The following is a 20,560-nucleotide window of genomic DNA, read 5'->3' on the forward strand; positions in this document are numbered from 1 at the left end:
CCCGCTCACTCACGCCGAAAGACGATCTGGATGGTTGTCAGGGGGACAGGCTGGAAACCCTCGCTGCTGGCATCGGCCAGGGCATTGACCAGCCGTTCAAGTTGCAGGGCGGGAAAGACCGGAGGGGGGTGCTTTGATGAAGCCTCCTTCGCCAACTGCACGGAGCCGGCCATATTGACGCTCCAGCCCTTCAGGGCCTCATTGAGGCCCACTTTGGGATCGACGGCCGTTCCCACGACGTCCAGCCGCAGGACAAGCGGCCGGTCGCCAGGAAACTTACGCAGCGCATCCGCATCGCCGAAAATCTCAAGCTGCCGGGCCGATACAGGAGCCGGAGAACCGGGCATATCCGAAAGGGCGGCCAGCAGGGTTGGGAATGTCAGCTGGGTCCAGGAGGTGGCGCAGTCATGCCGCTCCTGATAGGCATAGACGGTCTGCCGGAGATCGATCCCGGACAGTCGCGGCTGTCCCACCACGCTCGGCTGGTGTATTTTGACCGGCAGGGTGATGGCGGTCGCTCCCTGCGACGGGAGCAGGTTGACGACCGGTACCGTGGACGGCAGCCCAATAGCCAGCATCTGTGGGTTGGGCGTGACGCCAGGGCCGCTGGCTTTGGCGCTCCAGTCCGGCTGCGCGAACAATGCCGACGCGGCGTCGGAGAACAGCATGAACAGCTGCTTCTCGGCGGGCAATTCGCTTAGGAAGTCCCGGTGCAGTTCCGCATGAAACGCCTGGACCTGATCGCGTGGCCCCACAACAAGCATGAAAAGCGGTCGCACACCCTCATAATTAACGCTGGTCGGTGACAAGGGCAGATCATGGATGCGGCCCTTGTAAGGTGCCATGATGCCGATGATGCCGACGGAACGCCCATCCCGCAGCAGCCGGCCCAAGGGGCGGCGAAGGGGGCTGGCACCCGTTTCGGGCATGTCAGTGCCGCTAAGGAAAAGATCGGTCAGAATGACCGTCAGCGATTCCTTCGGTGCCTCCAGCGCCCTCTGCAGGGGATCGACGATCCGGCCATCCAGGCGCAAAGGGTTGGTCGTGAAATATTGCGGGTCTCTGGCCTGGGACAGCAACTGGCGGTCGGCCGGCGCAATCTCGGTGCCAAAGGCGCTCAACGCCGCTTTACGCCCGCTTCCGAAAAGCATGTTGGGCAGAACGTCATGCATCAAATCCTGGAAAACGGCACCACCGCCATTCGGCTGCGCCGCCGCGTACCCAGCCATGCTCAGCGACGAATCCAGATAGAGATGGACGGGAGCCGTCAGTTGTCCATGCACGGATGGTGCAGGACCGGGCGTGGCCGGCATCTCGGCCCCCGCCAGCCGGGCGTCTGGAAGGCAGGCCGGTGGCGGCTTCGGGCAGCCCGTCAGCATGGAAAGTGCAACCACACAGCCAGCCAGCCGGGCGCGTCTGCCGCCAGCTCCTCCAGGCATGCAAAGGGCATATGCTATTTTATCTAAAAAATTTGAATTTGACATTGGATTCAAAACTTTTCCTACAGACATCCCATAATTGCCGGTATATCGATACACAAAGTCAAGTGAGACTAAAGCGGAAAATTCTCGCTACCGGCTAGAGGCTGGTTAAAATTGGCTAAGTTTGCCAAATCATACACTATGCTTCGGTGATATCCATGAGTCAAAGTGGTGATAAAATTGAGAGTAATATTGGAACACAAGTGCATTCAACGGGTGTGTCGCCCGTTCATACCAGATGGTCTCTCCCTATTGCTGTCATTGGGCTTGTGATATCTGCTGCTATTGTTCCGTTGATGAAGATCACGGGACAGACCCTAGCGTTTGCCGGGGTTACCCTGGGCTTTCTGCTGGCGGTCGCCGTATTGACCTGCCGAGAGATCAGGGTCTATGCGCGGGTTCAGAGGGTCCTGTGGGACGCGCTGCCGGACAGTACTCTTGCAAGGCTGCGGCAGGAATTCGTCGCGGGCGGTCGTCATCGTGACGGTCTGGTTGATCTGTTGGATGGTACGGCAGACCGCATCAGAGAATGCGGCCGGGCCGCCCGGCCCCTGGCCGATCAGGCGACGGATGTGCAGGCGGTCGTGAGGGTCAGCGGTGACGAACCGCAGGAACTGGCGGACGCGATTCGGCGGAATCCGACTGGGGCCGGTATCAGTCCCTGGCTGCGGGCACTGGACGTGGCCTTCGTCAATACCCTGCTTTTCATCGGGATCATCGGCACATTCTACGGCTTGATTCTGTTCCTGGGCAATGAACGCTTTATCCAGTTGATCTTGTCGTTGGGTAGCGGTGCCACGCTCGACAAGAACGACATTCCGCAGATCCTGAATGGCTTCAAGGTGGCGTTCGGGTCCAGTCTGGTCGCCTATGTCGCTTATCTGTTTGGCCGTTTCCTTGTCGACCTTGCCGATGATGCGTTCGACGAAACCGTCAAATCTCTGTCGCTCCATATCAATCGGCGCCTGCCGTCCGCTCTGTCGATCGGGGCGACGGCGGGTACCGTGGACATTGCGCCCTCTGTGAAACGACTGCTGGAAAAGCAGACGACGGAACTGAAACACCTGGCCGGCGGCATCGGCAGTCTGATCAACCGCACGGAGGGGATTGCCGGCGCCCTGCTTGCCGCCGCTGCGGAACTTTCCGCGTCGGTGAAGGCCTCTGATGATCTCACACAGGGATTGCAGAAGGCTTTTTCTGCATTGAAAACCGACTGGGACCAGACGACGGCCCGATGGCGGGAGACGACGGAGATCTTCTCCACCAACGCGCATCATGCCGCGACTTCCATCAGTTCCAGTGCGACGCAGATGGTCGCTTTGCAGGAGACCCTTGCGAAGGCCGGGACCGAGATGGTTGGCCAGTTGCGGGAACTGAGCGAACAGACGACGACGCTCCTGGCGCAGCAGGAGGAGAGCCTGCGCCATTCCTTCACCGCTGCCGCGGATACTTTCGCGGGCACCCTGACCACGGCCACGGGCAAACTTTACACCGGGCTGGACCGCTACGGCGAGGCGGTCAACACCCTGGCCACTGGCTTGCAGCAGACGCGGGATGTTCAGTCCGCACTGGCGCAGACAATGACCTCGTTCGAACAGACTGTCCGCCAGGGGCAGGTCGAGAATCAGGATACGGCGCGGCAGCTGGCATCCCATTTTGGCAATCGCAATGCCGATCTGGCGGGGGCGCTTGACCGGATCAACCAGACATTAACCACCCTGTCCCAATCGCTGCGCGCGCTGGACAGGGCCTTGTACGGCAGTGAGGACGCGGCAAGCCTGACCGCGATACTGCATGAGCTGAATGTGCGGATTGCCGCCGGAATTCCATCGGCGGTATCGCCCCTGTTCAAAGCGAATTGACGAGGTCTGGCCGATGCAACGCCGACGTTCGTGGACGACCGATGTCGCTTTTGCCGATGTCGCCATGGCGGTCCTGGGGCCCGTCCTGCTGCTGCTGTTGTTGTTTTTGCTTTATGGGGTGCGTCAGTCTACGCCACCCGCCTGCAGGGCGCTGGACCCCGGCGGGGTAAAGACGGCGGCTGCCGACCTGTCGGCATGGGCAAAGGAAACCCGTGCCTTGCTCGCCGGTGCCGCCCTGGATAAACGCTGTGGCCCGCCGCCGCTTCCCCCTGCCGGCGCGACCGGGATGACGCCTGCGATTCTCAACGGTCTGTGCCAGCCCGCCCTGGATGCGGTGTTGACGGGGGCTGGCTTGGACAGGGCGTCACTCCAATCCCTGTCGGCGCGCAGGACCATCTATGACCGGCATGCCGCCACCTGCCTCGCTTCCCTGCGCGACAATGAATGCCGGCGTCTGGATGCGGCCGGGCGGACGCGCGCCGCCAGCGAACTGTCCGCGTGGCTGCGCCAGACGCAAAGCCTGACGGCGCGATCCAGGGAAAGGATGCAACGGGATTGTCGGACTGTGCTGGAGGCAGCGCCGACCGACATTCCGCCGCCCGCTGTCCCCCCGGCATTGGTCGGGCTCTGCGCGCTGGACCGCGACGCAGTTGTGACGGGGGCGGGGACCGACGCGGCCTTCGTTGAGACTGTAGAGCGGGATCAGCGTGAAAGCCTGGCCCGGCTCCGGGTCTGTGAACCGGCTGTGGACCGCGTGGAACTGAAACAGGAGCAGCTGCTGTTCAAGGCTTGCAGCACTGTCTTTCTTGATCCTGTAACCAAGCAACCCCTGAGTGAGCAGCAAATCCGGGCCTTTTTCCAGACCCTGGCCACCGATATGGCCGCCCGGCTTTCCGGCAATGCGTTCAACCGGATCGACATATTCGGACACACGGACAGCCGCCCTATTCAAAGTGGGGCTTGCGAGGGCGCAAAGGACAATCCGGGTCTGTCGTCGCTGCGCGCCCATGCCTTCCGCCGGGAACTGGAGGCAGCGATCAAGGACGATCCGGCTTTCGCGACGTTACGGCAGCGCCTGGAAAACCACGATCTGCGCATCTACGCCATCGGCGTCGGCGAGGCGGAGCTGGTCGTCAAGAACGCAGCGTCGGACAGCGATCATGACAGGAACCGCCGCATCGAAATCCGCTTTGCCACCGATCAGTTTGTGGTGAAGCAATGATGCCGGATGCTGGTCCCGTGACGCCTTGGGCGGCCTTCATCACCGAGGCCGGCTGGCATTCAATCGGCGACATGGCCGATCAATCGCCGCTGCGGCGCTGGCCCCATGACCGGTGGGTGGAAGCCTTTGGTATCAGGCGAAACAGACCGCTCGCCGTGACGATGGGGGATATGCAGGGGCTGTTATCTGGGGATCGCTATCGGCGCGCCGTGGAACGGGATGGCGGCAGTGGCTTTCGTGACCAGGACATGCTGATCAGCGCCGTCAGGGCGGGCTTTCCCCATCAGGCGGACCTGCCTTTCCCCCTGACCTTCGCAGAGGCGCGGCTGGCGGCCCTGTTGCTGGGCGGCCGCGTGCCGCTGGAGGAGGAGGTGGAGATACTGGCCCGGCGTTTCCCCGTGAATGGCCTGCCGGTCCCGCTCTGGACGGCCAGCCCCTGGTCGGCCTGGAGCTACCGGCTGACCGCCTATGACGGTGCCGCTGGTCGCTGGCGGGCCTTACGGGAACGGACCCTTCCCGATCTTCTGTCGGCGCCGGATCGTGTTGCCATGTTCGATCCGGGTCTCCCCCTTCGCCGGATACGGTCCGGTGTCATCACCCCCGGTTCCGTCGGGCGGGGGGACGACAGTTCCGCAGAAGATGGCGAGGGGGGCAATGGGCCGATGGGCATCCTCTGGCTGGTGACGTCGCTGTGATGATCGAAACCCCGGAAATCCGGGGGCATTTTGCCTGCCCCCATTGTCTGTCGCCGCTGGTTCTGGAACGGCTTCGTCCCAGTGCCGGCCTCAACTGCCGGACTACGGCGGCGGATGGGCTATGCATCTGGATGCACGACCCCTCATTGTTCACGCCGGACAGGGACCGCTGCCCGATCCAGGGCTGCTTTGGGGGGCCGCCGCTGACCACGCCGCCGGATTGTTCGCTGAAAATTGACCGGTTGGCCCTGCCGGGGATCAGGAACGTCGCCATTCTGGCACTGGATCAGCCTGCATCGGCCGATAAGGCGGTGGCGACCCTGGCCGCCTTGCTGCATCTGCCGTCCGGGGTGCGGGCAGCCCCGGCATCCTGGCACGATGTCGCCGCCTGGTCGCCCAGCCAGTTGCGCCTGGGGCGGGGCCTTCGGCGCAAGGATGGCCCCTTATGTCTGCAGGTCAAGCAGCCGCAGGGGATGGAGATCCGCCTTCATGCGCCGGGGCGGGCAGACCCCGACTGTCGCGCAGCGGCGGCCGGTTCTCCGGTGTTACGGGCCTTGGGCGCGCATGATCTGGTCCTGGCGGTGAATGCTGCGGCCTGTCTGGAACCGGCGGCGCCCGGACCTGCCCGTCAATGGCTGGCGGAACTGAGGGAGAAGTTACCGCCGACCGGCAACCTGCCGCGCCTTTGGCTGCTGATGCTGGACACGGATGTCTGGCAGCGCCATGCCGGCTCCCCCGGCCCCATCGCCGCGGCGATGATGGAGGGGGTGATCCGCAGGGCCCTTGATGCCGATGACGCGCTGGACGCCTTACTGGCCCTGCCCTGGGCGGACAGACGGTTCGTCACGGCGTCCCGACCGCTGGACGACGATGCCGCAAGGCAGGTTGCGGCTCTGGTGGCCCCCCTTGGTGAACGGCCCGGCGTGGTCGCGGTGGCCGGGAAGGGACGTGGATGAGCAGCAGAGCGACAGGCCGGAACAAGAAGGGCCGCCGCTTGTCGGATGGCCTGCTGGCGGCCCTGCCGCCACATTGGACCGCCGGGCAAAGCGATAGTGAGGTCACCGGTGCCAGCCTGGCTTTCCACCTCGACCTGTTTGCCCTGACCCTGACCGCCCTGGCGGCTTTGTCGGCGCTGGTGGGAACGGTCTGCCTGATGGCGGTACTGGCGATGCCGGTTCCGGGTTCCTGGCTGGCGGGCATTCTGCGGGATATGGGGGCAGGTGCGGTGGTTGCCGTCGGCTTGCTGCTGGCGGCGGTCCTTATGGGGGGGGTCGCCGTCGCGCTGTCGCCAACCGGACCTGCGGATCGGGGCGGGCAGGGCCTTTCACGCCGGGATGCGGTCCGGCTGTATGTCCTGATGGTCAGCGTCGGTCCGGCCCTTTACGGCGCGCGGCTGATCCGGCTGTTCCGTGAACGGGGAGGCCGGAGGGCGTGTGGCTTTCGGGGATGCCAGGTGCAACTGTTCGACCCCAGGGTCCGCTGCGGCTGTGGTCGGCATCTTCCCGGCACCTGGCCCGGCCACACGCGTCCGCTTGCCGTCGTCTGTCCTGTTTGCGGCACCCGCCATTCAACATTGCGTCCCCTGTTGAAGGCGGAGGCCGACAAGGCCCTTGCGATCGACCATGTCGGTTGCCCGTTACGGGGGCGCTGCCGTGATGAGACGGAACTGCCGGTGATCGCCCTGGTCGGCCTCGATCATCGTCTTCTGTCGAACTTCATCCATGATATCGGGCAGGTGCCGGATACGGACATTCGTGATCTTCATCATGCGCTGATCCAGGAACGGGCTGCGCCAGGCCGGGATGGCCGCCCTTGGCCCAGTTGGGCTCCCACCGTGCGGGTCATGATCGGATCGCCGGCATCTCCACCGGTCGTGGATATGATCCTGTTCCTGGTACCCGCCGGTATCATGGGCGGGGCGGATGGGTTGGGCCTGACTGAACAGGATGTCATCGACGCGGTCGGCCCGAAATCGGCTGCTCTGGCCGACCGCCGCCGCCCGCCCGGATGGTTTGAACAGCTGCGCTCAATGCCCGCCCCCGCCCTGCGCGACGGCAACCGCACGATCTGCTTCGCCATATGGACACCGGGTGCATCCGCCGTGGAACTGTGGCGAAACAGCAGCCGGACGCTTTGCGGGCCGGCGGACGGGCAACCGGCACCGTGAACGGGCGGACTGTCTGCCCTGACGGCTTTCTCCGACACCTCACCCGGCACCGCTGACAGGGCGCACAGGCCCGGCGGGGCCAAAGCGGCACGGCTGTATCCGTGTCATCCGCCGTCCATGGGTGAAGAATTCGCCCCTTTCCCGCCGCCCCATTTCACCCTTGAACTCCCCATCCTGCCCGGCCAAGCTGTCAAAGCGGGTGCCATATCCCTGTGCCCGTGTCCGCCGCTTGTCCATCCCGCCCCTGGATAGAACCGGTCCCATGACCATCCTGAATGATCTCAAAGAAGCGGTCGCAAAGCGCAAGGCGATGATTATCGCTGGTGCCGGCACCACCATAGCCGCCGTAGGCCGAGAGGTGGAATGCGCCACCTGGACGGGTTTGATCGAAAACGGCCTGCGCCGCGCGGCGGATTTGGGCCGGATCGATGCCGATCAGTTGGATATTGAGCTGGAATCGCTGAAGCTTAAGAACGTCAAAAAGCTGATCGGCGTCGCCGAAACCGTTGCCGATGCTTTCGGTCAAGATAAGGGCGATGGGGCATTCAGCGAATGGCTGCGCCGGACGGTAGGTTCCCTGACGGTAAGGGATACGGCCCTGCAGGATGCTTTGGCCGCGCTGCATCGCCATGGCCTGCCGCTGGCGACCACAAATTACGATTCGCTGCTTTCCACTGCCTGCAAGGTCTCGCCCGTGCTGGTCAGCGAGGTCAATAAAGCCACACGCCTGTTCCAAGGGGAAGAACGCGGCATCCTGCATCTGCATGGCTACTATGACCGTCCCGACAGCGTGGTTCTGGGCTCCGCGAAGTATCAAGACATCGTCCGCAGCCCCTTTCAGACCTTCTTGCAGCAGGCCCTGGCCGCCGGAAACTCGCTGATCTTTGTCGGCTGTGGCGGCACCATGGATGATCCCAACATCGCGCGTTTGCTGGAATGGCTCGACGGCACGCTGTTGGGGGCGGAGCATTTCCATTACTTCCTGTGTCTGGAAAGCGACCTGCCCAAATGGCGGGCTAAGGGCTGGAAAAAGCTGCTGCCCTTGTCGTTTGGTCCATCCCACACGGACCTTCCGGCTTTCCTGAACAGCCTGCTCCCCGCCGCCCCACCAAAACCGGCCGCCAGTCCCACCCCGGCACCTCCGGCACCCGACCTGAACGTGCCTCCACCGCCCACCCATTTCGTGGGCCGTGTGCCGGAGTTGGACACGGCGATCAAGGCCCTGCTGTCCGGACACCATGTCTGCGTCATGGGTACGGGCGGCATCGGCAAGACCGGCCTGACCAAACGTATCGCCCACGACCCCGCCATCGCTACCGCTTGGCCCCGCCGTCTGTTCGTGCGGCTGGAGGGCGCGACCACCGGCCATGACGCGGCGCTGAAGGTGGCGGAGGCGCTGGGCATGCCGCCTTCCCCTCATATCCTCGGCCCCCTGGTGCATGCACTTGCCCAGCAACCCACCCTGCTGATCCTCGACAATGCCGAAACCCCGCGTGATGCCGACCCAGCTGGAATGGAGAGTGTCCTGTCCCACTTCGGACAGGCCGCGAGAATCCTGCTGTCAATCCGCAGCCAGCAGGCACCCGCCGGCCTGGAATGGGTGCGTGTGCCGCTGTCTCGGCTGGGCGACGATGATACGCGCCGCCTGTTCCTGGGCATCGCCGGTGCCCATTTGTCAACCGACCCGCATTTGCCCAACCTGCTCGCCAAGACCGACGGCATCCCCCTGGCCGTCCGCCTGCTGGCCGCACAGGCCGAGGGGCAGAACAGCCTGCGCGACCTCTGGACCGAATGGCAGACTGTCCGCGCCAGGTTGCTGGAAACCGACGGGCGCACCGACAAAGAAGGCAACTTCACCGCCTCCGTGATGCTGTCCCTGAACAGCCCCAAACTGACCAAGGGCGGCAAACGCCTCCTGTCTCTGCTGGGCCAGTTACCCGACGGACTGGCCTGCGCTATGCGCGACGGGCTGTTGGGCACCGCCGGCCCCACCGCCGCCCGCAACCTGCTGCATCTTGCTCTGGCCCAGGAAGAAAGGGACCGCCTGCGCCTGCTGGTGCCGGTAAGGGAGGTGGTGGCCGTTGAACTACCGCCTGAGGAGGCGGACATCATTTCCCTCGCAGCCCGTATGACGGCGCTGGCGACCGAAGGGCACAAGGTGGGCACGTCGGATGGACAGGCCGCCGTGAACAGGCTGACGCTGGAATTCGGCAATATCACCGCCGTTCTGGAAAAACATTTGGCGGATCACCCTCGACAGGGTGTGATTTGGGCAATCTACTATCTTAGCGAATTCCAACTGTTCACCGGACACGGGTCCACCAACTTGCTGTCGCGTGCGATGAGGCAGGCGGAAAGCCTTAATGACCCGTCGCTTCAGGCGAGTTGCGCTCTTCAACTGGGTAACATTGCGCAGGCCCGATCTTCGTATGGGGAGGCAGAGAGACAGTTGCGATACGCTATCCCCCTTTTCCAGCAAGCCAAGGATGTGACGGGAGAGGCGGACTGCACCCTACGCCTGGGCGACATCGCTTTATACCGTTCCTGCTATGTTGAGGCACAGGATCACTACAAGCAGGCTTTATCACTTTTTCAGTTGGCCGACCATGCGGGGGGAAAGGCAAGCTGCATCAGAGGTCAAGGCGATATCGCCTTACGTTATTTGCGATATACAGAGGCCAGTGGCCACTACGAACAGGCGTTGCCACTTTTCCGGGATGCCAATGACCTGCTAGGACAGGCGAACTGTATCTTAGGCCTGGGCAACACTGCGGTAGGCCGCTCCTACTTCGAGGAGGCGGCGCTACAGTATAGGCAGGCATTGCTGCTTTTTCAGCGTGTTGGCTCTGTGCGTGGAACGGCCAATTGTGCCGTTGGCCTAGGCGATATTGAAATGGAATTGGGAAACTCAGCAAACGCCCATCCCTACTATCGTCAGGCACTAGGACAATATGAGCAGATCAGAGACCCCGACAGCATCGGCGCCGTATGGCACCGCCTCGCCGTCGTCGCCGAAACCGACGCCGACCGCCTTGACTACATCGCCCGCGCCCGTGCCGTCTGGTCAACCATGGGCGAAGACGGCCAGCGGTTGATCGAGAAATACCTCGACCCTCTCGCCTGACCCCAGCCCAAATACAAAAAGCCCCGGTCCGACATTGTCGAACCGGGGCTTTTTACTGGTCGGAGTGAGAGGATTCGAACCTCCGGCCTCTGCCTCCCGAAAGCAGCGCTCTACCAGGCTGAGCTACACTCCGTCACTTATTCCGCAACCGACCGCCGGGGCCGTCGTTTGCGTGGGCGGCTGTATAGCGTCATCGAACGGCCCATGCAAGCACTAGATGACATTTTCCCATCCCCGCCCGCCCGCATGGCAGCATCGCTGTCTCAAAGGGGCAGGCCGGCGGCGCGGGCGGCCTGGAGATAGGTGCGGCTGACCGGCACTTCCAGGCCGTTAATCAGTGTCAGGACCTGCTTTTCCCCCATCCTGCGGCTGCCCGTGACGGCGGCCCGCGCCACCCACCAGGACCGGTGGACCCGCAGGCCGGGGAAGCTGGCCAGTTCCGCCTCCGCCTCGCTCAACCGGCAGAGCAGCAGATCATCGCCCAGGGTCGTATGCACCCGCAGATAATGATCCTCCGCTGACAAGGCCAGCAGCTGCCGGCCCAGACGGGGCGGCAGACGGTCCAGGAAGGGGCAGGGCGGCATCGCGGCGGACGCTGCGGTTGCGGGCGCTGCTGGCGGCTCCTCCGGTGTTTCTGTCGCTGGCATATGCGGCACCGCCCCCGGCGCCACCGCCATGCCGCCGATACGGTCCAGCGGGATGGCGAGCGCCAGGGCGAACAGGCAGACATCACCATAGGTCTTCAGCATGGACAGCGGCGTCAGCGCCCCGCCGACGCGGCTGATCCCCTCTGCCCAGGCCACCTCGAACAGGGTCGGCACGGCCCCCGCCAGGGCGGCCAGCGCCGGGGCCAGGGGCCAGCCCAGTCGCTTTCCCCACGCCGCCTGCCGCATCCAGGCCAGAATCAGTCCCGTCTGCACCCACATCAGGGGTGTCAGCACACCCCAGTAAAGATAGCGCGCACCCGGCGACAGCTCGCTGAACGTCCCCACCGGCCCGATGCGCCCCAGCAGCAATCCCACCGCCAGAACCACAAGCAGATTGCGCACGGGCAGGGTCCATCCGCCCGGATCAGGCCGGATCAGGGCGCGAACGGCGTTCACGAAGGGCAGGTGGCGGTCACGCAGCAAGGCTTTCCCCCTGGATTTTCCGGTCGCCATGGTGCCGTCCCCTCCATTTCCTGCAAAGAGGTTCCTGAACATGAGGATGATTTTCCGTACCGGGTTGGTGCTGCTGGCCTTGGTCTCGGTCCTGCCGGCCCGCGCACAGCCGGTATCGGCGGCGGATCAGGCGGCGCTGCTGGCTGTGGCGGCCCGGTCCGATGCCGTGTGGAATGCCAAGGACACGGACGGCATGGCGGCGATCTATGCCGAAGACGGTATGCTGCGTCTGGCCAGCGAGGCACCGTTGCTGGGCCGCGCGGCCATGCGCGACTATTTCGCCAACGCCTTTGCCCGCCGACCGGACGGGTTCCGCCATGTCACGCGCCTGACGGTGTTCCAGGCGCTGTCCCCCGATCTGGTCCTGACCGACAGCGACGTGTCGGTGGAACAGGTGCAGGCCGACGGCACCTGGAAGGTCGCCCGCCGCTTCCGCACCAATTCCGTGGCGGTGCGTCGCGATGGTGCCTGGCTTCTGTCCGCCGTCCGCGCCATCCCCCTGGCCGACCCCGCCCCGGCACCGGCCAAGCAGCCCTGACCGGCACATGAAAAAGGCCGGGGGGCGAACCCTCCCGGCCTGATTTCCTGCGCGGCACACCGCCATCAATAATCCCGGTCGACCACGAATTCCAACACGTCCAGCAGGGCGCGCTTCACCGGGCTGGCCGGGAACAGGCCCAGCGCGTCACGGGCCACCGACACGTAATGCCGGGCGCGCTCCACGCTGTCATGCAGGGCATTGTGCTTGACCATCAGGGCGATGGCGCGTTCCAGGTCGCCGTCGCCCTGGTCCAGATCTTCCATGGTCCGGCGCCAGAACGCCCGTTCCTCGTCATCGCCGCGGCGGAAGGCCAGGACGATGGGCAGGGTGATCTTGCCCTCCCGGAAATCATCACCGATATTCTTGCCCAGCTTGGCCTGCGCCGCCGAATAATCCAGCACGTCATCGACCAGCTGGAAGGCGATGCCCAGGTTCATGCCATAAGAACGCAGCGCATCTTCTTCCGCCGTCGGGCGACCCGCCACCACGGCACCGATGCGGCAGGCGGCGGCGAAAAGTTCCGCCGTCTTGGCCTTGATGACCTCCAGATAGGCTTCTTCGCTGGTCTCCGTATCGTTCGACGTGATCAGCTGCAAAACCTCGCCTTCGGAGATGACGGCCGACGCGTTCGACAGGATGCGCAGCACGTCCAGCGACCCGGCCTCCACCATCACCTGAAAGGCGCGGGAGAACAGGAAATCGCCGACCAGGACCGAGGATTTGTTGCCATAAACGGCATTGGCGCTGGCCTGCCCACGCCGCAGGTCGCTTTCATCGACCACGTCGTCATGCAGCAGGGTGGCCGTATGGATGAACTCCACACAGGCCGCCAGCGGCTTGTGCGTGTCGCCCTGATAGCCGCACAGCTTGGCAGCCGCCAGCGTCAAGACGGGGCGCAACCGCTTGCCGCCGCTGGCGATCAGATATCCCGCCAGCTGCGGGATCAGCGCCACGGGCGACTGCATACGGTTGATGATGATCTCATTCACATCGGCCAGATCCTGGGCTACCAGGGCGACCAGATTGTCGAGCGCATTGGTGTCCGGCTTCCGGCGCTTGGGATCAAGGGTGGTCACAGTGGCCACGGGTCAAGGCTCCATCGCGAGAAGGCAGCAGACATCAAGCCCGGTTGACGGGCCATGGGATTGCGGGGGAGCATAGCGGGGAAGCCCGGCGGGTCAAGACCCGGCGGCGATTATGCGCGGCATGTCCGCCTTGAAACTCTAGGGGGTAGGGGGACCGATGCAGCCGCTGATCCGCAGCAACGACCCGGTGGAACTGAGCTTTGCCCAGGCGCTGCTGGCCGATGCCAGCATTCCGGCGGTGCTGCTGGACCAGCATACATCCGTGCTGGAAGGCAGCATCGGGGCCATTCCCCGCCGTCTCTGCGTCGCCGATGATGATCTGGCCGACGCCCGCGCCCTGCTGATTGAAGCCGGTCTGCCGGTTGCACCGGGGGCTTTGGCGTGACCGGTTCCGGCGATATCGATGCCACCAAACTGTTGGGTGGCCGCGTCACTTTGTTCCAGCCGGAAAAGGGCTATCGCGCCGCCATCGACCCGGTCCTGCTGGCCGCCGCTGTGCCCGCCGTGGCGGGACAGGCCGTGCTGGAACTGGGCTGCGGCACGGGGGCGGCGCTGCTGTGCCTGGCCGCGCGTGTACCGGGCCTATGTGTGACGGGGCTGGAGATCCAGCCCTTCGCCGCCGATCTGGCCCGGCGCGGGGCGCTGGCCTCTGGTCTCCCCGACCGGGTCAGCGTCATGGACGGCGACGTCACCACCCCGCCGGACACCCTGCGCCCCAACAGTTTTGACCATATCATGGCCAACCCGCCCTTCTGGCCCACGGGCCGCCACACGCCTTCGCCCAGCCTGCATAAGGCCGGCAGCCATGGGGAAGGGGCGGGTGATCTGGCGGGGTTTGTACAGGCCTCCCTGCGCCTGTTGAAAAGCCGGGGAACCCTGACCCTGATCTATCCGGCGGAGCGGCTGGACCATCTTCTGTCGCAGCTGACGGGCCGGTTCGGGGATATCCGCGTCCTGCCGCTCTGGCCCCGCGCCGGGGTGCCGGCCAAGCGGGTGATCGTCAGCGCCCGGCGTGATGCGCGCGGGCCCTTGTCGCTGCTGCCTGGCCTTGTCCTGCATGGGGAGGGGCAGGGCTACAGCCCGGCGACCGAGGCCATCCTGCGCGACGCAGCCCCGCTGCCGCTTCAATAATAAAGCGCGTAACGGGCCAGGATTTTATCCCCCGTCCCATCATCGCGCAGGCTTTGCAGCGCGGCGCGCAGGGTGGCGGCCAGCGTCGGGTCGCAATCACGCGAACAGGCCAGGAAGATCTGATCCACGATGATGGGGGTGCCGATGTTAAGCCGCTCCTTCCGCCCCTCCCGTTCCCAGCGCCAGCGGATCTGCGCCGTTCCGCTGTACCAGCCATCGACCCGCCCGCTGGCCAGCATGTCGGCCTCCCGCGTGCCCAGCGGCGTGGTGACGATCAGCTCGGGCGGATAGCCCCACTCGCGCAGCTGAATGTCCTGGGCACTGCCGGCCCCCACCACCAGCGTGCGCCGGTCCCGCTTGGCCTGATCCAGGCTGTCGATGCGGTATTTGACGCTGGCGACGGACCGTTCCATGCGGCACAGCGGGGCGATCCAGGTATATTTATCGACACGCGATGGCAACAGGGTCATGGGCGCGATCAACAGGTCCTTGCCGCCCGACACCATCTCCTGCGCCCGCCGCCAGGGGATGAAGGTGACCTTGGGCGTCAGCCCCGCCCGCTCCACCGCCGCGACAGCCAGTTCCAGAACGGCACCCGGCTCTTCCTCATTTTCCATGGCCATGGGCGGGCTCTGCACCGCCATCAGCTCTACCATTGTCGCTTTCTCGGCATGGGCGAGTGGAGTGGCAATCTGCACCAATGAAAGGATGCAGACTGCCGCAATGATATATACCAATAGTCTTGGCGTGTTTCGGACATTCGTCATAGAAGACAGGTTGCCTCTATGACGGGGCCGGGTCAAACCTTCTCATGGTGCTTTCGGATGGGATGGGGCTACCGTGGCACCCTTGCCACCCCCATCTTCTCTCCCTGGTCTTTGCTTTGGAAAGTCTTCGCCCATGATCCGCCGCCTCAGGAAATTTGCCGGCCTGTCTGTGTCGCCGCTTGTGTCGGTGCTGCGCCTGTCGGGCGCTATCGGCATGGGCCGGCGCGGCCTGTCGCTGGAGGGGTTGGCCGATGATATTGACCGGGCCTTCGCGCCTACCGGTCTGGCGGCGGTGGCGCTGTCTATCAATTCTCCCGGCGGCTCCCCGGTGCAATCGGCCCTGATCGGGCGGCGGATCCGGGCGCTGGCGCTTGAAAAGAACGTGCCCGTCCTGGGGTTTGTGGAGGATGTGGCCGCGTCGGGCGGTTACTGGCTGGCCTGTGCGGCGGATGAGATTACGGCCGATGCCTGTTCCATCATCGGCTCCATCGGCGTCATTTCCGCCGGCTTTGGCTTCACGGGCCTGATCGATCGGCTGGGCGTGGACCGGCGTGTCCATACGTCGGGCGCGTCCAAGGCCATGCTGGACCCGTTCCGCCCCGAGCGGGAGGAGGATGTGGCCCATCTGAAATCGATCCAGGCGGAAATGCATGAGACATTCAAGGCCTGGGTTCGCGACCGGCGCGGTTCCCGGTTGCAGGCGGCGGAGGATGACCTGTTCTCCGGTGCCTTCTGGACGGGGACCAGGGCGGTGGAGCTTGGCCTGATCGACCGTACCGGCGACATGCGCGCCACCCTGCGCGACCGGTTCGGGGACAAGGTGGATATCCGCCTGATCAATCCCCCGCGCGGTCCCGGCCTGGGCCGTTTCATCGGGCTGGATGCGCGCTCGCTGGCCAATGGGGTGGCCGATGCGGCATCCGAACGCGCCGCCTTTGCGCGTTTTGGTCTCTGAACCAGCCTGCGGAGGGTTTACCCTCGGCAGGCTGGAGGCTGGCGACCGCCAGCCCGGCGCTCGTGCGCCGAAAGCCAAGCTGCCGGATGGCAGCGCCCGGCGCCTGAGGGAACACAAAATCTCCCATGACCAGTTACTGGTCATGGGAGATTGATATGATTTTACTTGCTCCCGTTCCCGGCTTCCCACACTTTGCCGCCATGCTGTCCTTGACCAAGATCATCACCCTGGTGGGCCTTCTGGCCATCGTCTGGTTCGCGTTCCGCCTGCTGGGCAAGGTCCAGCGGCAGCGCGAGGCGGCGTTGCGGCGCAATGGCGGCGACCGCGCAAAGACGCCGCGCGGCACTGACCGCAAGACGCCGTCGGCTACCACGCAGGAAATGGCCAAATGCGCCGTCTGCGGCGTCTATGTCGCGGCGGACGCGGCCCGTTGCGGCACGCCGGGCTGTCCGCGCTGACCAACCTTCACCACACATGCCGGCACCGCATCTGCGACTCTCCCGCCACCGAAAACCCGGTCTACCAGCGCTGTGAAAAATCGTCTCGTCAGCAACGGTCGGGCGTGAGACTCAAGAAAGCGTGAGAAGTGCGCGGACCTGAACGCGCACCCACCGGCCCCGCCCGCCCTGTCGCGGTGGATGGGATGCCGTGATCTTGCGTCCAAGGAGACCGCAATCCATGACCGCCGCTTCCACCGCCCCCCTGTCCGTAACCCTGGCCGATGTGAAGGACGCCGCGAAGGCGCTCACCGGCCATATCATGGACACGCCCTGCGTCCCGTCGCGCACCCTGTCGCAACTGACGGGGGCCGAGGTCTGGGTGAAGTTTGAGAATTTGCAGTTCACCGCCGCCTTCAAGGAACGCGGCGCCCTGAACAAGCTGCGCAAGCTGAATGAGGAGGAGCGTCGGCGCGGCGTCGTCGCCATGTCCGCCGGCAATCATGCCCAGGGCGTGGCCTATCACGCCGGCCGCCTGGGCATCCCCGCCACCATCGTCATGCCCGAAGGCACGCCCTTCACCAAGGTGGAACGGACGGAGGAACATGGTGCCCGCGTCGTCCTGAAAGGGGCCGTCCTGGCCGAGGCGGCGGCAGAGGCCGAACGCCTGTCGCGCGACGAAGGGCTGGTCTTCGTCCATCCCTATGATGATCCCGACGTGATCGCCGGCCAGGGCACCATCGGGCTGGAGATGCTGGACGCTGTCCCGCACCTGGACACATTGGTGGTGCCCGTGGGCGGCGGCGGCCTGATCAGCGGTATTGCCGTTGCGGCCAAGGCCCTGAACCCCGCCATCCGCATCATCGGGGTGGAGGTGGAAGCCTACCCCGCCATGGCCCAGGCCCTGAAGGGCGAGCCGATCCAGGTCGGCGGCGACACCATTGCCGAAGGCATCGCGGTGAAGAATGTCGGTGCCCTGACGCTCGATATCTGCCGCACCCTGGTCGATCAGGTGGTGCTGGTCCCCGATGTCGCGGTGGAAGAGGCGGTGGCCCTGTTCCTGAACATTGAAAAGACGGTGGCCGAAGGGGCGGGTGCGGCAGGCCTTGCCGCCCTGCTGACCCATCCGCAGCTGTTTCAGGGATCAAAGGTCGGTCTGGTCCTGTGCGGCGGCAACATCGACAGCCGCCTGCTGGCCCAGGTGATCATGCGCCAACTGGTGCGTGAAAGCCGCCTGATTGCCATCCGCATCGCCATTCCCGACCGTCCCGGCGTGCTGGCCCGTATCACCGGTCTGGTGGGCGAAGCTGGCGGCAACATCATCGAGGCCTCGCACCAGCGCCTGTTCACCACCACCACGGTGAAGGCCACCGACATCGACCTGACCATCGAATGCCGGTCCAAACGCCACGCCGAACGCGTCCTCGAAACCCTGCGCACGACCGGCGGCCTGACGGTGCAGGTGCTGGCCGGCGGGGTGAAATAAGGTCTGCGGCCTTATTATGTTTCCTGCCTCCCCGGCGAAAGCCGGGGTCCAGGGGCCCCAAGGGCTATCCTCACCACAGGCTCCTGCGCTACACCACTCGGCCCGACCTGCGAATCTCAGGCAAAAGAAAGGGGCCACAGTTACCGTTTCCAGTCGCCGTGGCCCCTTCCTTGAACTGCGGACTCGTAGGAAATTACTTCGACCCGGCACGCACGAAGATTGCGTCCCCAATCTTCTCAAAGGCCGTCTGGTAAATCTTCTCGTCCTGAATCGGCACGTCTTCCTGACCAGACTGACCATACCAGGCGGAAGTCTGTGTTGTGGCAACAAAGTTCAGGCGCACTTTTGCAAATCCCGGGCGAATCTGTTCGACAAATGCAGTAGCCTTGGTCTGCGTATTGTAGTTGTTGCCTGTAAACAGCCAATCCTTGGTATTTTTGGTGGGGCTGTTGGCAGTTATGAAGCCGGTATCCTTATCGGCACTTTGGACGATGTAGCCCAAGTCCTGGAAAATCGAGACAACAGAAGCGAAAGCGATTTCTTTCGAAGTCTCGAACTCACGGGACTGAATTGACTGCATCTCCAACGACGTCTTTTCCGCCTTTGGCGCACTGCCGCAAGCTGCCGGGATCAGCATGATCGCAGCCGCCAAAAAAATATTCTTCATTTTCATGTGAAAATCCTCAGAAGTTGCTGGACCGTGACCGGAAATCGGACACGACCTTCTTGTCATTGAACTTAATGATCAGCGTCATGGTGCGGCTCGTCTGCTCAAAGCCTGCGGCTGCATTGGAGCTGCCAGCAAGAATGACAGTCCAATAGTCCGAAGAAGCTGACGCCTGCGCAACAGTGGCTGCACGCTGATACGTCCACACTTCCTGGCCAGAGCCATCAATGGTTGTAATGTTTGGCGCGCCGAATGCTTCCAAAACCTGTGTTTGGGTGGTCTCGCCCACCTTCAGGTTCATCTGGACGTTGCCGTGCGTCAGTTCGCTGTTTCTCGTCGTGACGGGCTGGTTATTCGTTCCGGTCACACATCCGGAAAGCGCTGCAATAACCCCCAATAGTGCCAACTTGGGCAGCTTCATTTTTTCCCCCAGAGTAGCTGGTTGGAAATCTATGCAGTATAAATTGAGGGTGTTCCATAGGAAACTATTCCATTCAAGGTTGCATCCCAATGTATGTTTATTTATAATTAATGGTTAATGCTATTGAGTACTGAACGTTCATAAAATTACGACAAATGGATTTCACTGATCTGGCATGATGTGCGGACATCCGCCTTGCTATACATCATGCCGCCCGCACGATCTCCACGCCCACCGCTTCGCATTCCGCGAACGCGTCCAGTTTTTCCAGACGGATCAGGGCCATGGATGCGCGCCCGTCGGACAGCAGGACCGACGCCAGACGTTCGGCCAGACATTCCAGCAGGTTTGTATGGCCCTCGGTGACGATGCGGCTGGCCGTATTGACCAGATCGGCATGGGTCCACGGCTCCGGGCTGCCGCTGTTCAGCGCCAGTTCCAGGTTCAGGCGCAGGCGCTGCGGCTTCACATGTTCGTAATCGTAAATGCCGATCAGCGTGGTCACCACCAGATCGCGCACGACCAGCACCACTTGCGCCGCATCGCGCGGCGGCGCGTCGGTTGTGGGGTGGGGAAGGGGGCGGGCCAGGGGCTGCATCATGCCTGCTGCTCTACCATCGGGCCGGGGCCGGGACAAGCGACGGGGATGCTGGGGCTGCCCTTCTGCTTTTGCCCCCCTGCGTTGGCCGTGCGGCCTTTCGGGTCCATCCTTAAGGCGTGGTGGCGTTGCTTGCCTTCCCCGGATAGAGTGCGCGACATTACAAAGGTTGACGCACACGGGGATATTCATGCGTTACGAACAGGATGCCGCGCAGCGGGCGACAGTATTGCGACATTTGTCGCAGTCGCTGGCCGGTGCCGTCAGCCTGTATGAAAAGCAGGAAGGGGTGAAGCTGGCCACCTTCCCCGATTTCAAGAAGGCGCGCGCCCGGTATCTTGAAATCCAGGCGCTGATCTTCACCATCACCGACAAGGCGGAGGAAGCGCCCAACCGGGGCGTGCCGGCCGATCTGCGCGGCTGGCTGATCCGCATGCGCCTGCGCTCCATCACCAGCTTCACGCGCATGAGCCTGGCTTTCTTCCGCGACCCGCCGGAACTGCTGATCCACGCCCTGGGCGCTTATGACATCCTGCAGGCCGAACGCGAAAGCCTGCAAAGCCTGCTGAATGATTTCGACATGATGCTGATGGAAGCGGCCCTGGACGACAAAACCTCCATGGAACTGGACAAGGTCCGCACCCAGATGGAAGAAATCGTCAGCCTGCTGGACAAGCACCTGAAAGGTGCGCCGGCGGCGTTGCGCACGTTTGAGTGATGGCGCGGTTATCATCGTAGCGCGGATTAGCGAAGCGTAATCC

The 20,560-nt window shown here is 63.8% G+C and carries 21 protein-coding genes and 1 tRNA gene; 13 read left to right on the forward strand and 9 right to left on the reverse strand.

What is annotated here, in order from left to right; translation table 11 throughout:
• Positions 1-5: 5 nt before the first annotated feature.
• Positions 6-1,379 carry a hypothetical protein gene (locus ABC729_RS02430; protein WP_495606071.1) on the reverse strand — a complete coding sequence of 458 codons (1,374 nt, stop codon included), beginning with the start codon at positions 1,377-1,379 and terminating at the stop codon, positions 6-8.
• 398 nt (positions 1,380-1,777) lie between these two features.
• Here ABC729_RS02430 and ABC729_RS02435 point away from each other — a divergent pair, with 398 nt between their 5' ends.
• The 5 genes from ABC729_RS02435 to ABC729_RS02455 are packed head-to-tail and all read left to right on the forward strand — an operon-like array spanning position 1,778 to position 7,427.
• Positions 1,778-3,343, forward strand: coding sequence for a hypothetical protein (locus ABC729_RS02435; protein ID WP_495606072.1), 1,566 nt, complete (start codon positions 1,778-1,780; stop codon positions 3,341-3,343).
• 13 nt (positions 3,344-3,356) lie between these two features.
• A complete protein-coding gene (locus ABC729_RS02440) occupies positions 3,357-4,565 on the forward strand; it encodes an OmpA family protein (protein ID WP_495606073.1) in 1,209 nt (402 codons plus the stop codon).
• Positions 4,566-4,582: 17 nt separating this feature from the next.
• Positions 4,583-5,260: a hypothetical protein gene (locus tag ABC729_RS02445; protein WP_495606074.1), complete on the forward strand. Its 678-nt coding sequence runs from the start codon at positions 4,583-4,585 to the stop codon at positions 5,258-5,260.
• Positions 5,257-6,216: a hypothetical protein gene (locus tag ABC729_RS02450; RefSeq protein ID WP_495606075.1), complete on the forward strand. Its 960-nt coding sequence runs from the start codon at positions 5,257-5,259 to the stop codon at positions 6,214-6,216. Before ABC729_RS02445 ends, ABC729_RS02450 begins: the two co-directional genes overlap by 4 nt.
• On the forward strand, positions 6,213-7,427 hold the full coding sequence (locus tag ABC729_RS02455; protein ID WP_495606076.1) for a hypothetical protein: 1,215 nt from the start codon (positions 6,213-6,215) through the stop codon (positions 7,425-7,427). Before ABC729_RS02450 ends, ABC729_RS02455 begins: the two co-directional genes overlap by 4 nt.
• A gap of 39 nt (positions 7,428-7,466) precedes the next feature.
• Here the strand turns inward: ABC729_RS02455 and ABC729_RS02460 are convergent, their stop codons facing one another.
• Positions 7,467-7,691, reverse strand: coding sequence for a hypothetical protein (locus tag ABC729_RS02460; RefSeq protein WP_495606077.1), 225 nt, complete (start codon positions 7,689-7,691; stop codon positions 7,467-7,469).
• Here ABC729_RS02460 and ABC729_RS02465 point away from each other — a divergent pair.
• Positions 7,690-10,551, forward strand: a complete 2,862-nt coding sequence (locus ABC729_RS02465; protein WP_495606078.1) for an SIR2 family protein — start codon at positions 7,690-7,692, stop codon at positions 10,549-10,551. The genes ABC729_RS02460 and ABC729_RS02465 overlap by 2 nt on opposite strands.
• A 56-nt stretch (positions 10,552-10,607) precedes the next feature.
• Here ABC729_RS02465 and ABC729_RS02470 read toward each other — a convergent pair.
• Together ABC729_RS02470 and ABC729_RS02475 are read right to left on the reverse strand one after the other, a co-directional pair.
• Positions 10,608-10,684, reverse strand: a tRNA-Pro gene (locus ABC729_RS02470).
• Between the two features lie 130 nt (positions 10,685-10,814).
• The gene (locus tag ABC729_RS02475; protein ID WP_495606079.1) at positions 10,815-11,711 is read right to left on the reverse strand and encodes a LytTR family DNA-binding domain-containing protein; all 897 of its coding nucleotides are present in this window, start codon (positions 11,709-11,711) and stop codon (positions 10,815-10,817) included.
• Between the two features lie 40 nt (positions 11,712-11,751).
• Between ABC729_RS02475 and ABC729_RS02480 the strand changes: the two genes are divergently transcribed.
• Positions 11,752-12,249 carry a YybH family protein gene (locus ABC729_RS02480; protein WP_495606080.1) on the forward strand — a complete coding sequence of 166 codons (498 nt, stop codon included), beginning with the start codon at positions 11,752-11,754 and terminating at the stop codon, positions 12,247-12,249.
• Between the two features lie 65 nt (positions 12,250-12,314).
• On the opposite strand, the gene ABC729_RS02485 is transcribed toward ABC729_RS02480, so the two are convergent.
• A complete protein-coding gene (locus ABC729_RS02485) occupies positions 12,315-13,337 on the reverse strand; it encodes a polyprenyl synthetase family protein (RefSeq protein ID WP_495606081.1) in 1,023 nt (340 codons plus the stop codon).
• 157 nt (positions 13,338-13,494) lie between these two features.
• Here ABC729_RS02485 and ABC729_RS02490 point away from each other — a divergent pair, with 157 nt between their 5' ends.
• Positions 13,495-13,722: a putative signal transducing protein gene (locus ABC729_RS02490; RefSeq protein WP_495606082.1), complete on the forward strand. Its 228-nt coding sequence runs from the start codon at positions 13,495-13,497 to the stop codon at positions 13,720-13,722.
• Complete coding sequence (locus tag ABC729_RS02495; protein WP_495606083.1) at positions 13,719-14,468, forward strand: tRNA1(Val) (adenine(37)-N6)-methyltransferase; 750 nt, start codon at positions 13,719-13,721, stop codon at positions 14,466-14,468. The genes ABC729_RS02490 and ABC729_RS02495 overlap by 4 nt, the downstream gene beginning before the upstream one ends.
• Here the strand turns inward: ABC729_RS02495 and ABC729_RS02500 are convergent.
• Positions 14,462-15,112 carry a substrate-binding periplasmic protein gene (locus ABC729_RS02500; protein ID WP_495606084.1) on the reverse strand — a complete coding sequence of 217 codons (651 nt, stop codon included), beginning with the start codon at positions 15,110-15,112 and terminating at the stop codon, positions 14,462-14,464. The genes ABC729_RS02495 and ABC729_RS02500 overlap by 7 nt on opposite strands.
• Positions 15,113-15,368: 256 nt before the next feature.
• Between ABC729_RS02500 and ABC729_RS02505 the strand changes: the two genes are divergently transcribed.
• The 3 genes from ABC729_RS02505 to ABC729_RS02515 all read left to right on the forward strand — a co-directional run bounded on the left by ABC729_RS02505 (position 15,369) and on the right by ABC729_RS02515 (position 18,113).
• The gene (locus ABC729_RS02505) at positions 15,369-16,190 is read left to right on the forward strand and encodes a S49 family peptidase (RefSeq protein WP_495606085.1); all 822 of its coding nucleotides are present in this window, start codon (positions 15,369-15,371) and stop codon (positions 16,188-16,190) included.
• A gap of 155 nt (positions 16,191-16,345) precedes the next feature.
• The gene (locus tag ABC729_RS02510) at positions 16,346-16,648 is read left to right on the forward strand and encodes a hypothetical protein (protein WP_495606086.1); all 303 of its coding nucleotides are present in this window, start codon (positions 16,346-16,348) and stop codon (positions 16,646-16,648) included.
• Positions 16,649-16,868: 220 nt separating this feature from the next.
• Entirely contained in the window at positions 16,869-18,113 is a 1,245-nt protein-coding gene (locus ABC729_RS02515; protein WP_495606087.1) for a threonine ammonia-lyase, read from the forward strand.
• 193 nt (positions 18,114-18,306) lie between these two features.
• On the opposite strand, the gene ABC729_RS02520 is transcribed toward ABC729_RS02515, so the two are convergent.
• The 3 genes from ABC729_RS02520 to ABC729_RS02530 form a co-directional block, all read right to left on the reverse strand.
• Complete coding sequence (locus ABC729_RS02520; RefSeq protein WP_495606088.1) at positions 18,307-18,786, reverse strand: hypothetical protein; 480 nt, start codon at positions 18,784-18,786, stop codon at positions 18,307-18,309.
• Between the two features lie 10 nt (positions 18,787-18,796).
• The gene (locus ABC729_RS02525; RefSeq protein WP_495606089.1) at positions 18,797-19,201 is read right to left on the reverse strand and encodes a hypothetical protein; all 405 of its coding nucleotides are present in this window, start codon (positions 19,199-19,201) and stop codon (positions 18,797-18,799) included.
• Positions 19,202-19,406: 205 nt separating this feature from the next.
• Positions 19,407-19,802, reverse strand: a complete 396-nt coding sequence (locus tag ABC729_RS02530; protein ID WP_495606090.1) for a dihydroneopterin aldolase — start codon at positions 19,800-19,802, stop codon at positions 19,407-19,409.
• Positions 19,803-19,989: 187 nt separating this feature from the next.
• Between ABC729_RS02530 and ABC729_RS02535 the strand changes: the two genes are divergently transcribed.
• Positions 19,990-20,517 (forward strand): hypothetical protein, encoded by a 528-nt coding sequence (locus ABC729_RS02535; RefSeq protein WP_495606091.1) that lies wholly within the window; start codon positions 19,990-19,992, stop codon positions 20,515-20,517.
• Positions 20,518-20,560 lie beyond the last annotated feature (43 nt).

It is taken from the genome of Niveispirillum sp. CC-CTL257, assembly GCF_059489915.1.